The 14,910-nt window shown below is 66.0% G+C and carries 1 protein-coding gene and 1 pseudogene; both read left to right on the top strand.

The features are described from left to right. Nucleotides 1–3 precede the first annotated feature (3 nt). Nucleotides 4–834, top strand: a pseudogene (locus ACIP0B_RS19770) (immunoglobulin-like domain-containing protein); the annotation flags it as partial. Next, nucleotides 826–14,766: an immunoglobulin-like domain-containing protein gene (locus ACIP0B_RS19765; RefSeq protein WP_400835281.1), complete on the top strand. Its 13,941-nt coding sequence runs from the start codon at nucleotides 826–828 to the stop codon at nucleotides 14,764–14,766. The pseudogene ACIP0B_RS19770 and the gene ACIP0B_RS19765, both read left to right, overlap by 9 nt. The last annotated feature ends 144 nt before the right edge of the window (nucleotides 14,767–14,910 follow it).

Raw genomic sequence — 14,910 nt, 5'->3', positions numbered from 1 at the left:
CAGATCACCTACACCGCCACCCTGACCAACCCGGCGCAGACGCCGGTGACCGTCACCCTGTCCAACGGCTCGACCATCACCATCGGCGCCGGCCAGACCACCGGCAGCGTCAACGTGCCGACCGCGCCGAACGACGTCTACAACAACGGCAGCACCGTCAGCACCACCATCACCGGCGCCAGCGGCGGCAACTTCGAGAACCTGGTGCCGAACCCGGCGCCGGCCGTGACCACCATCGTCGACTCCAAGGACACCACCGGCCTGACGCTGACCGCCACCGGCAGCGTCACCGAAGGCGGGCAGATCACCTACACCGCCACCCTGACCAACCCGGCGCAGACGCCGGTGACCGTCACCCTGTCCAACGGCGCGACCATCACCATCGAAGCCGGCAAGACCAGCGGCACCGTCAACGTGCCGACCGCGCCGAACGACGTCTACAACAACGGCGGCACCGTCAGCACCACCATCACCGGCGCCACCGGCGGCAACTTCGAGAACCTGGTGGCCGACAAGACGCCGGTTTCGACCACCGTCACCGATGTCGCCGACACCACCGACCTGACGCTCAGCGCCACAGGCACCGTGGCCGAAGGCGGTTCTATCATCTACACCGCCACCCTGACCAACCCGGCGGGCACCCCGGTGACCGTGACCCTGAGCAACGGTGCGACCATCACCATCGAGGCCGGCAAGACGTCCGGCACGGTGACCGTTCCGGCTCCTGCCGATGACGTCTACAAGGACGCCGGCAAGGTCGAAGTCACCATCAAGGACGCCACCGGCGGCAACTTCGAAAACCTGGTGCCGAGCACCACGCCAGCCGTGACCGAAGTCACCGACACCATCGACACGTCGACCGTGAAACTGACGGCCGACACCTCGGTGGCCGAAGGCGGCACTGTCACTTATACCGCTACCGTAGGCGCTCCAGTGACCGGCTCCCCGGTGACCGTAACCCTGGCCAACGGCCAGACCATCACCATCGAAGTGGGCAAGACCACCGGCACCGTGACCACCACCGCGCCGAACGACGCCCTGGCCGGCAATGCGCCGTTGACCAACTCGATCACCGGCGTGTCCGGCGGCAACTACGAAAACCTGGTCGCCGACAAAACGCCTGTTTCGACCACCGTCACCGACGTCGCCGACACCACCGACCTGACGCTGAGCGCCACCGGCACTGTGGCCGAGGGTGGTCAGATCACCTACACCGCCACGCTGACCAACCCGGCCGGCACCCCGGTGACCGTGACCCTGTCCAACGGCGCGACCATCACCATCGAGGCCGGCAAAACCAGCGGCACCGTGACCGTCCCTGCGCCTGCCGACGACGTCTACAAGGACGCCGGCAAGGTTGAAGTGACCATCAAGGACGCGTCCGGCGGCAACTTCGAGAACCTGGTGCCGAGCACCACGCCGGCCGTGACTGACGTCACCGATACTGTCGATACCACCACCGTGAAGCTGACCGCCACCGAATCGGCGGCTGAAGGCGGCACCGTCACCTACACCGCCACCGTGGGCGCTCCGGTCACCGGTTCGCCAGTGACGGTCACTTTGGCCAACGGCCAGTCGATCACCATCGAAGTCGGCAAAACCACCGGCACCGTGACCACCACCGCGCCGAACGATGCGTTGGCCGGCAATGCGCCGCTGACCAACTCGATCACCAACGTCAGCGGCGGCAACTACGAGAACCTCGTCGCCGACAAGACCCCGGTCAGCACCACCGTGACCGACGTCACCGACACCACCGACCTGACGCTCAGCGCCACCGGCACCGTGGCCGAAGGCGGTTCGATCATCTACACCGCTACGCTGACCAACCCGGCCGGCACCCCGGTGACCGTGACCCTGAGCAACGGCGCGACCATCACCATCGAAGCCGGCAAGACGTCCGGCACAGTGACCGTCCCTGCGCCTGCCGACGACGTCTACAAGGACGCCGGCAAGGTCGAAGTCACCATCAAGGACGCCACCGGCGGCAACTTCGAAAATCTGGTGCCGAGCACCACGCCAGCCGTGACCGAAGTCACCGACACCATCGATACCTCGACCGTGAAACTGACGGCCGACACCTCGGTGGCCGAAGGCGGCACTGTCACTTATACCGCTACCGTAGGCGCTCCAGTGACCGGCTCGCCGGTGACCGTGACCCTGGCCAACGGCCAGACCATCACCATCGAAGTGGGCAAGACCACCGGCACCGTGACCACCACCGCGCCGAACGACGCCCTGGCCGGCAACGCGCCGTTGACCAACTCGATCACCGGCGTGTCCGGCGGCAACTATGAAAACCTGGTCGCCGACAAGACGCCGGTTTCGACCACCGTCACCGACGTCGCCGACACCACCGACCTGACGCTCAGCGCCACAGGCTCCGTGGCCGAAGGCGGTTCGATCATCTACACCGCCACGCTGACCAACCCGGCCGGCACCCCAGTGACCGTGACCCTGTCCAACGGCGCGACCATCACCATCGAAGCCGGCAAAACCAGCGGCACCGTGACCGTCCCTGCGCCTGCCGATGACGTCTACAAGGACGCCGGCAAGGTCGAAGTCACCATCAAGGACGCCACCGGCGGCAACTTCGAGAACCTGGTGCCGAGCACAGTTCCGGCGGTCACCGAAGTCACCGACACCATCGACACGTCGACCGTGAAACTGACGGCCGACACTTCGGTGGCCGAGGGCGGCACTGTCACCTACACCGCCACCGTCGGTGCTCCAGTGACCGGTTCGCCGGTCACCGTGACCCTGTCCAACGGCCAATCGATCACCATCGAAGTCGGCAAGACCACCGGCACCGTGACCACCACCGCGCCGAACGATGCCTTGGCCGGCAATGCGCCGTTGACCAACTCGATCACCGGCGTGTCCGGCGGCAACTACGAAAACCTGGTCGCCGACAAGACCCCGGTCAGCACCACCGTGACCGACGTCACCGACACCACCGACCTGACACTCAGCGCGACCGGCACCGTGGCCGAGGGTGGCCAGATCACCTACACCGCCACGCTGACCAACCCGGCCGGCACCCCGGTGACCGTGACCCTGTCCAACGGCGCGACCATCACCATCGAAGCCGGCAAGACTTCCGGCACCGTGACCGTTCCGGCTCCGGCGGACGACGTCTACAAGGATGCCGGCAAGGTTGAGGTCACCATCAAGGACGCCACCGGCGGCAACTTCGAAAATCTGGTGCCAAGCACCACGCCGGCCGTGACCGAAGTCACCGACACTGTCGACACCACGACTGTGAAGCTGACCGCCACCGAGTCGGCGGCAGAAGGCGGCACCGTCACCTACACCGCCACCGTGGGCGCGCCAGTGACCGGCTCCCCGGTGACCGTGACCCTGTCCAACGGCCAGTCGATCACCATCGAAGTGGGCAAGACCACCGGCACCGTGACCACCACCGCGCCGAACGATGCGCTGAACGGCCACACGCCGCTGACCAACGCGATCACCGATGTCAGCGGCGGCAACTACGAAAACCTGGTCGCCGACAAGACGCCGGTCAGCACCACCGTGACCGACACCGTCGACACCACGAATCTGTCCCTGAGCGCCACCAACTCGGTCGCCGAGGGCGGTTCGATCACCTACACCGCGACCCTGACCAACGCGGCGGGCACCCCGGTGACCGTGACCCTGAGCAACGGCGCGACCATCACCATCGAGGCCGGCAAAACCACCGGCACCGTGACCGTCCCTGCCCCGGCCGACGACGTCTACAAGGACGCCGGCAAGGTTGAGGTGACCATCAAGGACGCGTCCGGCGGCAATTTCGAGAACCTGGTGCCGAGCACCGTTGCGGCTGTCACCGAAGTCACCGACACCGTCGACACCACCACGGTGAAACTGACGGCGACCGAGTCGGCGGCAGAGGGTGGCACCGTCACCTACACCGCCACCGTCGGCGCACCAGTGACTGGCTCTCCGGTCACCGTGACCCTGTCCAACGGCCAATCGATCACCATCGAAGTCGGCAAGACCACCGGCACCGTCACCACCACTGCGCCGAACGACGCCCTGGCCGGCAATGCGCCGCTGACCAACGCGATCACCGGCGTGTCCGGCGGCAACTACGAGAACCTGGTCGCCGACAAGACCCCGGTCAGCACCACTGTGACCGACGTCGCCGACACCACCGACCTGTCGTTGAGTGCCACCGGTTCCGTGGCCGAGGGTGGTCAGATCACCTACACCGCGACCCTGACCAACCCGGCCGGCACGCCGGTCACTGTGACACTGTCCAACGGCGCGACCATCACCATCGAGGCCGGCAAAACCAGCGGCACCGTAACCGTCCCCGCTCCGGCGGATGACGTCTACAAAGACGCCGGCAAGGTCGAAGTCACGATCAAGGACGCCACCGGCGGCAACTTCGAGAACCTCGTGCCGAGCACCACGCCGGCCGTGACCGAAGTCACCGACACCATCGACACCACCACCGTGAAGCTGACCGCCACGGAGTCGGCAGCCGAAGGCGGCACGGTGACTTACACCGCCACCGTCGGCGCGCCTGTGACCGGCTCCCCTGTCACCGTGACCCTGTCCAACGGCCAGTCAATCACCATCGAAGTGGGCAAGACCACCGGCACCGTCACCACCACCGCGCCGAACGACGCCCTGGCCGGCAACGCGCCGCTGACCAACGCGATCACCGGCGTTTCCGGCGGCAACTACGAGAATCTCGTGGCCGACAAGACCCCGGTCAGCACCACCGTGACCGATGTCGCCGACACCACTCACCTGTCGCTCAGCGCGACCGGCACCGTGAACGAAGGCGGCCAGATCACCTACACCGCCACCCTGACCAACGCCGCCGGCACGCCGATGACCGTGACGCTGAGCAACGGCGCCACCATCACGATTGAAGCAGGCAAGACCTCCGGCAGCGTGACCGTTCCCGCTCCGGCCGATGACGTCTACAAGGACGCCGGCACCGTTGAGGCGACCATCAAGGACGCCACCGGCGGCAACTTCGAGAACCTGGCCACCAGCGGCACGCCGGCGGTCACCACCGTCAACGACACCATCGACTCCTCCACCGTGTCGCTGACCGCCACGGCGAACGTCGCCGAAGGCGAAACCGTGGTCTACACCGCGACCGTGACCGCACCGGTCACCGGTTCGCCCCTGGTCGTGACCCTGTCCAACGGCCAGACCATCACCATCGCCGTCGGCGAGACCACCGGCACCGTGAACTTCGTGGCGCCGAACAGCCCGTTGGCCGGCGGCAGCTCCCTGAGCGTGACCATCAACGGCGCGAGCGGCGGCAACTACGAAAAACTGGACGTGGACGGCAAGCCCGCCGACACGGCGGTGTCGGACACCACCGACACCACCCACCTGAACCTGAGCGCGACCGATTCGGTGGCCGAAGGCGGCTCGATCACCTACACCGCGACCCTGACCAACCCGGCGGGCACCCCGGTGACCGTGACGTTGAGCAACGGCGCGACCATCACGATCGAAGCCGGCAAGACCACCGGCACGGTGACCGTTCCGGCCCCTGCCGATGACGTCTACAAGGACGCCGGCAAGGTCGAAGTCACCATCAAGGACGCCACCGGCGGCAATTTCGAGAGCCTGGTGCCGAGCACCGTTGCGGCAGTGACCAACGTCACCGACACCATCGACACCACCACCGTGAAGCTGACCGCCACGGAATCGGCAGCCGAGGGCGGAACCGTCACCTACACCGCGACCGTGGGCGCTCCGGTGACCGGCTCGCCGGTCACCGTGACCCTGTCCAACGGCCAGACCATCACGATTGAAGTCGGCAAGACCACCGGCACCGTGACCACCACCGCACCGAACGATGCGCTCAACGGCCACGCGCCGCTGACCAATGCGATCACCGACGTCAGCGGCGGCAACTACGAGAACCTCGTGGCCGACAAGACCCCGGTCAGCACCACCGTGACCGACACCGTCGACACCACCAACCTGACGCTCAGCGCAACGGGCACCGTGGCCGAGGGCGGCTCGATCGTCTACACCGCCACGCTGACCAACCCGGCGGGCACACCGGTGACCGTGACCCTGAGCAACGGCGCCACCATCACCATCGAAGCCGGCAAGACTTCCGGCACCGTGACCGTTCCTGCGCCGGCCGATGACGTCTACAAGGACGCCGGCACCGTACAGGCGACGATCACCAACGCCACCGGCGGCAACTTCGAGAACCTGGTGCCGAGCACCACGCCGGCCGTGACCAGCGTGACGGACACCATCGACACCACCACCGTGAAACTGACGGCGACCGAGTCGGCGGCAGAAGGCGGCACCGTCACCTACACCGCCACCGTGGGTGCGCCTGTGACCGGCTCGCCTGTGACTGTGACCCTGTCCAACGGCCAGTCGATCACCATCGAAGTTGGCAAGACCACCGGCACCGTCACCACCACCGCTCCGAACGATGCGCTCAACGGCCATGCACCGCTGACCAACGCAATCACCGACGTGAGCGGCGGCAACTACGAGAACCTGGTGGCCGACAAGACCCCGGTCAGCACCACCGTGACCGACACCGTCGACACCACGAACCTGTCCCTGAGCGCCACCGGCACCGTGGCCGAAGGTGGCTCGATCGTCTACACCGCCACGCTGACCAACCCGGCGGGCACGCCGGTGACCGTGACGTTGAGCAACGGTGCGACCATCACCATCGAGGCCGGCAAAACCAGCGGCACCGTGACCGTCCCTGCACCTGCCGATGACGTCTACAAGGACGCCGGCAAGGTCGAAGTGACCATCAAGGACGCCACCGGCGGCAACTTCGAAAACCTGGTGCCGAGCACCACGCCGGCCGTGACCGAAGTCACCGACACCATCGACACTTCGACCGTCAAACTGACGGCTGACACGTCGGTGGCCGAGGGTGGCACCGTCACCTACACCGCCACCGTGGGCGCGCCTGTGACCGGTTCGCCTGTCACCGTGACCCTGTCCAACGGCCAATCGATCACCATCGAAGTGGGCAAGACCACCGGCACCGTCACCACCACCGCGCCGAACGACGTGTTGAACGGCCACGCACCGCTGACCAACGCGATCACCGGCGTGTCCGGCGGCAACTACGAAAACCTCGTGGCCGACAAGACGCCGGTTTCGACCACCGTCACCGATACTGTCGACACCACCAACCTGTCCCTGAGCGCCACCAACTCGGTCGCCGAGGGCGGTTCGATCACCTACACCGCGACCCTGACCAACGCGGCGGGTACACCGGTGACCGTGACCCTGAGCAACGGCGCGACCATCACCATCGAGGCCGGCAAAACCACCGGCACCGTGACCGTCCCTGCGCCGGCCGATGACGTCTACAAGGACGCCGGCACTGTACAGGCGACGATCACCAACGCCACCGGCGGCAATTTCGAAAACCTGGTGACCAGCAACACGCCAGCGGTGACCAACGTCACGGACACCATCGACACCACGACGGTGAAACTCACGGCGACCGAAGCGGCGGCCGAGGGCGGCACGGTGACTTACACCGCCACCGTGGGCGCGCCAGTGACCGGCTCCCCGGTGACCGTGACCCTGTCCAACGGCCAATCGATCACCATCGAAGTGGGTAAGACCACCGGCACCGTGACCACCACCGCGCCGAACGATGCGCTCAACGGCCACGCGCCGCTGACCAACGCGATCACCAACGTCAGCGGCGGCAACTACGAAAACCTGGTTGCCGACAAGACGCCGGTATCGACTACCGTCACCGACACCGTGGACACCACCAACCTGACGCTGAGCGCAACGGGCACCGTGGCTGAAGGCGGTTCGATCATCTACACCGCCACCCTGACCAACGCCGCCGGCACCCCGGTGACCGTAACGTTGAGCAACGGCGCCACCATCACGATTGAAGCGGGCAAGACTTCCGGCACCGTGACCGTTCCGGCACCAGCCGATGACGTCTACAAGGACGCCGGCACTGTTCAGGCCACGATCACCAACGCAAGTGGCGGCAACTTCGAAAACCTAGTGACCAGCAACACGCCAGCGGTGACCAGCGTCACGGACACCATCGATACCACTACGGTCAAACTGACTGCGACCGGTACGGCAGCGGAAGGCGGCACCGTCACCTATACCGCGACCGTGGGCGCGCCAGTGACCGGCTCTCCGGTGACAGTGACCCTGTCCAACGGCCAGTCGATCACCATCGAAGTCGGCAAGACCACCGGCACCGTCACCACCACCGCGCCGAACGATGCGCTCAACGGCCACACGCCGCTGACCAACTCGATCACCGGTGTGTCCGGCGGCAACTACGAGAACCTGGTCGCCGACAAGACGCCGGTTTCGACCACCGTCACCGACACCGTCGACACCACCAACCTGACCCTGAGCGCCACCAACTCGGTCGCCGAGGGCGGTTCGATCACCTACACCGCGACCCTGACCAACGCCGCCGGCACCCCGGTGACCGTGACCCTGTCGAACGGCGCGACCATCACCATCGAAGCCGGCAAGACTTCCGGCACCGTGACCGTCCCTGCGCCGGCCGACGACGTCTACAAGGACGCCGGCACCGTCCAGGCCACGATCACCAACGCCACCGGCGGCAACTTCGAAAACCTGGTGACCAGCAACACGCCAGCCGTGACCAGCGTCACGGACACCATCGACACCACCACGGTGAAACTCACCGCGACCGGCACAGCGGCTGAAGGCGGCACGGTCACCTACACCGCGACCGTGGGTGCTCCAGTGACCGGCTCCCCGGTCACCGTGACCCTGTCCAACGGCCAGTCGATCACCATCGAGGTCGGCAAGACCACCGGCACCGTCACCACCACCGCGCCGAACGACGTGTTGAACGGCCACGCGCCGCTCACCAACGCGATTACCAACGTCAGCGGCGGCAACTACGAGAACCTGGTTGCAGACAAGACGCCGGTATCGACCACCGTCACCGACACCGTCGACACCACCAACCTGTCCCTGAGCGCCACCAATTCGGTCGCCGAGGGCGGTTCGATCACCTACACCGCGACCCTGACCAACGCCGCCGGCACCCCGGTGACCGTAACGTTGAGCAATGGCGCCACCATTACGATTGAAGCGGGCAAGACTTCCGGCACCGTGACCGTTCCGGCACCTGCCGATGACGTCTACAAGGATGCCGGCACCGTTCAAGCGACGATCACCAACGCCACCGGCGGCAACTTCGAAAACCTGGTGACCAGCAACACGCCAGCCGTGACCAGCGTCACCGACACCATCGACACCACCACCGTGAAGCTGACGGCGACCGGCACGGCAGCAGAAGGCGGCACCGTCACCTACACCGCCACCGTGGGCGCGCCTGTGACCGGCTCCCCAGTCACCGTGACCCTGGCCAACGGCCAATCGATCACCATCGAAGTCGGCAAGACCACCGGCACCGTGACCACCACCGCGCCGAACGACGTATTGAACGGCCACGCGCCGCTCACCAACGCGATTACCAACGTCAGCGGCGGCAACTACGAGAACCTGGTTGCAGACAAGACGCCGGTATCGACCACCGTCACCGACACCGTCGACACCACCAACCTGTCCCTGAGCGCCACCAACTCTGTGGCCGAGGGCGGTTCGATCACCTACACAGCTACCTTGACCAACGCCGCCGGCACCCCGGTGACCGTAACGTTGAGCAACGGCGCGACCATCACCATCGAAGCCGGCAAGACTTCCGGCACCGTGACCGTTCCTGCCCCAGCCGATGACGTCTACAAGGACGCCGGCACCGTACAGGCGACGATCACCAACGCCACCGGCGGCAACTTCGAGAACCTGGTGCCGAGCACCACGCCGGCCGTGACCAGCGTGACGGACACCATCGACACCACCACGGTCAAACTGACCGCGACCGGTACGGCAGCGGAAGGCGGGACGGTGACTTACACCGCCACCGTCGGTGCGCCAGTGACCGGCTCCCCGGTCACCGTGACCCTGGCCAACGGCCAATCGATCACCATCGAAGTGGGCAAGACCACCGGCACCGTGACCACCACCGCGCCGAACGACGCGCTCAACGGCCACACGCCACTGACCAACTCGATCACCAACGTCAGCGGCGGCAACTACGAGAACCTCGTGGCCGACAAGACCCCGGTCAGCACCACCGTGACCGATACCGTCGACACCACCAACCTGACGCTCAGCGCGACGGGCACCGTGGCCGAGGGCGGCTCTATCGTCTACACCGCGACTTTGACCAACGCCGCCGGCACCCCGGTGACCGTAACGTTGAGCAACGGCGCCACCATCACCATCGAAGCCGGCAAAACCACCGGCACCGTGACCGTCCCTGCCCCGGCCGACGACGTCTACAAAGACGCCGGTACCGTCCAGGCGACGATCACCAAAGCCACCGGCGGCAACTTCGAAAACCTGGTGACCAGCAACACACCAGCCGTGACCAGCGTCACGGACACCATCGACACCACCACCGTGAAGCTGACGGCGACCGGCACGGCGGCAGAAGGCGGCACCGTCACCTACACCGCGACTGTCGGTGCACCAGTGACCGGCTCGCCTGTGACGGTGACCTTGGCCAACGGCCAGTCGATCACCATCGAAGTCGGCAAGACCACCGGCACCGTCACCACCACCGCGCCGAACGATGCGCTCAACGGCCACACGCCGCTGACCAACGCGATCACCAACGTCAGCGGCGGCAACTACGAGAACCTCGTAGCCGACAAGACCCCGGTCAGCACCACCGTCACCGACACCGTCGACACCACCAACCTGACCCTGAGCGCCACCAACTCGGTCGCCGAGGGCGGTTCGATCATCTACACCGCGACCCTGACCAACGCGGCGGGCACCCCGGTGACCGTGACCCTGAGCAACGGCGCGACCATCACCATCGAGGCCGGCAAAACCACCGGCACCGTGACCGTCCCTGCCCCGGCCGACGACGTCTACAAGGACGCCGGCACTGTTCAGGCCACGATCACCAACGCCACCGGCGGCAACTTCGAAAACCTGGTGACCAGCAACACGCCGGCCGTGACCAACGTCACCGACACCATCGACAAGACCGAAGTCAGCATCAGCGGCAGCACCTCGGTGACCGAAGGCCAGACCGCCAGCTACACCGTCAGCCTGACCCACCCGGCGCAGACCGAAGTCACCCTGAAGATCGTCTACAGCGGCACCGCCGCCGACGGTTCGGACTTCACCGGCGTGTACACCGTGAAGATCCCGGCCGGCGCCAGCACCGCGACCTTCAACGTCGCGACCATCGACGACAAGATCACCGAAGGCACCGAGAACTTCGTGGTCAAGATCGACTCGGCCACCGGCGGCAACTTCGAGAACCTGGCGGTCAGCACCACCAACGGCAGCGTCAGCACGTCGATCATCGACAACGACGCGCCGCCGGTCATCGACCTCGACGCCAACAACTCCAGCGGCGCCACCGGGGCCGACTACAAGGTGACGTTCACCGAGAACACCCCGGGCGCGGGCGTGTCGATCGCCGACACCGACATCAGCATCACCGACCCGGACAGCACCATGCTGACCGGCGCGACCATCGTGCTGACCAACCGTCAGCCGGGCGATGCGCTGAACCTGGGCAACAGCGTCAACGGCATCACCATCAATGCCAACAGCAAGGACGGTTCGATCACGCTGACACTGTCGGGCAACGCGACGCTGGCCGACTACATGCAGCAGATCAAGAACATCACCTTCACCAACAGCAGCGAAGACCCGAGCACCGTGCCGCGCACCATCACCGTGACGGTGACCGACGGCGGCAACTACTCCAACACCGCGACCACCACGGTCAACGTGGTGGCGGTCAACGATGCGCCGGTGGCGGCGCCGGTCAACGTCACCGGCACCGAAGACACCCCGCTGGTCCTCGGCTGGTCGACCTTCGGCGTCAGCGACGTCGACAGCCCGGCCGCCAGCCTGGGCGTGAAAATCACCCAGTTGCCGGGTGAAGGCAAACTGCAGTTCCTGGACGGTTCGACCTGGAAAGACGTCGCCGCCAACCAGACCTTCAGCAAGGCCGACATCGACGCCGGCAAGCTGCGCTTCGTGCCGGACGCCAACGAGTCGGGCGTCAACGGCTACGGCGGCACAGGCGTTGGCAACAACCAGGCCGACTACGCGCAGATCAAGTTCCAGCCCACCGACGGGCAACTGCTGGGCAACACCGGCACCGTGAAGATCGACATCACGCCGGTGGCGGATGCGCCGACCCTGGGCGTGGCCGACAACAGCGTGAAATCCACCGGCCTGGTCAAGGAAGTCTGGACCGGCCTCTCGGGTCTGGGCACCAGCGGCAACGGCGCAGACTCGACCACGCTGAAGAACGTGATCGACGGCGCCGGCACGCCGAACTCCAGCGGCACCGTGGACAACGTGCAGTCCAACGGCAGCGTCACCGCCGGCACCGCGTCGAAGACTTCCGGCCTGATCTACCTCGAGGCCGGCAAGACCTACACCTTCACCGGCACCGGCGACGACAGCCTGCTGGTGACCATCGGCGGCAAGAACGTGGCCTCGACCACGTGGGGCGCGGGCGGCAACCTCAACGGTTCGTTCACCCCGACCACCAGCGGCTACTACACCCTGGACATCTACCACCACAACCAGAGCGGCCCGGGCAGCTATGACGTCAACCTGTCGGTCAACGGCAGCGCGCCGATCGACCTGAGCAGCGCCGGCGTACCGATCTACACCGGCGTGCAGGACCTGGTGAACGCCGGCGTGACCGTCTCCGACCTGCACGGCAGCAACGGCGAAGGCTACTACGACGGCTACAAGCTCAACACCGGCGCCGAAGGCACCACGGTGAAACTGTCGGCGATCACCACCGCGCTGACCGACACCGACGGCTCCGAAACCCTGAGCGTGAAGATCAGCGGCGCGCCGGTCGGCTCGGTGCTCAGCGACGGCGCAGGCCACAGCTTCACCGTGACCGCCGCCAACGGCGAGGCCAACGTCACCGGCTGGAACCTGGGCACCCTGACCGTGACCCCGCCGACCTACTACAACGGCCAGTTCAACCTGACCGTGACCTCGACCTCCACCGAGGCCGTGGGCGGCTCGGCCAGCACCACCGCGACCATTCCGGTGACCGTGGTGCCGGCGGTCTACAACGCGGTGGTCGCCACCTCCGCCGACGACACCTTCACCGGCACCGACGGCAACGACATCATGGTCGCCGACATCGGCGGCCTGACCGTGGTGCCGGGCACCAACTACAACATCGCGTTCATGGTCGACACCTCGGGCAGCATGAGCACCTCCTCGATCAACGCGGCCAAGGACTCGCTGACGTCGGTGTTCAACACCCTCAAGAACAGCCTGGGCAGCAACTCGGGCACGGTGAACATTTTCCTGGTGGACTTCGACACCCAGGTCAACAAGTCGGTGTCGGTGAACCTCAACGACCCGAACGCCCTGACCCTGCTCAAGGCCGTGCTGGACTCGATGGCGTCCGGCGGCGGCACCAACTATGAGGACGTGTTCAAGGCCACGGCCAACTTCTTCCAGAGCGCCGAAGCGCTGGCCAACACCGGGGCGAAGAACCTCACCTACTTCATCACCGACGGCCAGCCGACCTACTACCAGAGCGGCGAGCAGACCAACCCGACGCTGTACGGCAACGTGAAGCTCGACGACGTGGTGAAGACCAGCAACTACAAGCTGGGCGACACGTTCAGCACCTACATCGACAACACCCACTACCTGAGCATCAACAGCGCGGGCAGCGTGGTGCTGCAGACCTACAAGAACGGCAGCTGGAACTGGAGCAGCCTGGGCACCATCCACGCCCAGGGCGACGGCACCTACGAGCTGTCGAGCCTGGCGGGCAGCGGCAGCAGCACCTCGTCGGCCACCACCGACAACGCCAACAGCGCCTTCGCGCTGCTGGGCGGCCTGTCGAACGTGGAAGCCATCGGCATCAACAGCGGGGTCAGCCTCAACGACCTGAAGCCGTACGACTCGGACAAGACGCCGCAGACCAACATCGATCCGAAGGATCTGGCCAACTCGATCATCGGCCACACCGAAGCGACGATGCCGGGCAACGACACCGTCAGCGGCGGCGACGGCAACGACATCCTGTTCGGCGACCTGGTGAGCTTCAACGGCATCGCCGGCGAGGGTTACCAGGCGATGCAGGCCTTCGTCGCGCAGCAGACCGGCGTGGACGTCAGCAAGGTCACCACCAGCAACGTGCACCAGTACATCACCGAGCACTACCAGGCGTTCGATGTGTCCGGCGCGCACGACGGCAACGACACCCTGTTGGGCGGCGCCGGCAATGACATCCTGTTCGGCTCGGGCGGCAACGACCTGCTCGACGGCGGCAAGGGCAATGACATCCTGCTGGGCGGCACCGGCAACGACACGCTGATCGGCGGCCAGGGCAATGACATCCTGATCGGCGGATCCGGCGGCGACACCTTCGTCTGGAAAGCGGGCGACACCGGCAACGACGTGATCAAGGACTTCAAGGCCAGCGAAGGCGACCGCATCGACCTGCGCGACCTGCTGCAGGGCGAGAGCGGCAGCACCATCGACAACTTCCTGAAGATCACCACGGTCGACGGCGTGTCGTCGCTGCAGGTGAGCTCGGCCGGCAAGTTCAACTCCGGCGACGCGGCGGCGGCGACGCCGGACGTGACGATCAAGCTGGAGGGCAACAACTGGTCGAGCGCCAACATCCACAACCTGATCGCCGGCAGCGACCCGACCATCAAGATCGACCACAACAACAGCTGATGAACGGAAACGGCCGCCCCCTTCGGGGCGGCCGTCACGTTTGCCGCCAGCCTGCCCGTGACGATTTCATCGTCTGACCGCATACTCCCGTGCAGTTGGCTATGCTGCTGACAGCACGACGCTGGTTCATTTCCGAGGGACGCT

It is taken from the genome of Pseudomonas sp. NPDC089534 (genome assembly GCF_044749305.1).
GTDB lineage: Bacteria > Pseudomonadota > Gammaproteobacteria > Pseudomonadales > Pseudomonadaceae > Aquipseudomonas > Aquipseudomonas ekonensis.
The sequence above is the reverse complement of the archived record's forward strand: the minus strand, read 5'-3'. Positions and strand labels throughout refer to the sequence as shown.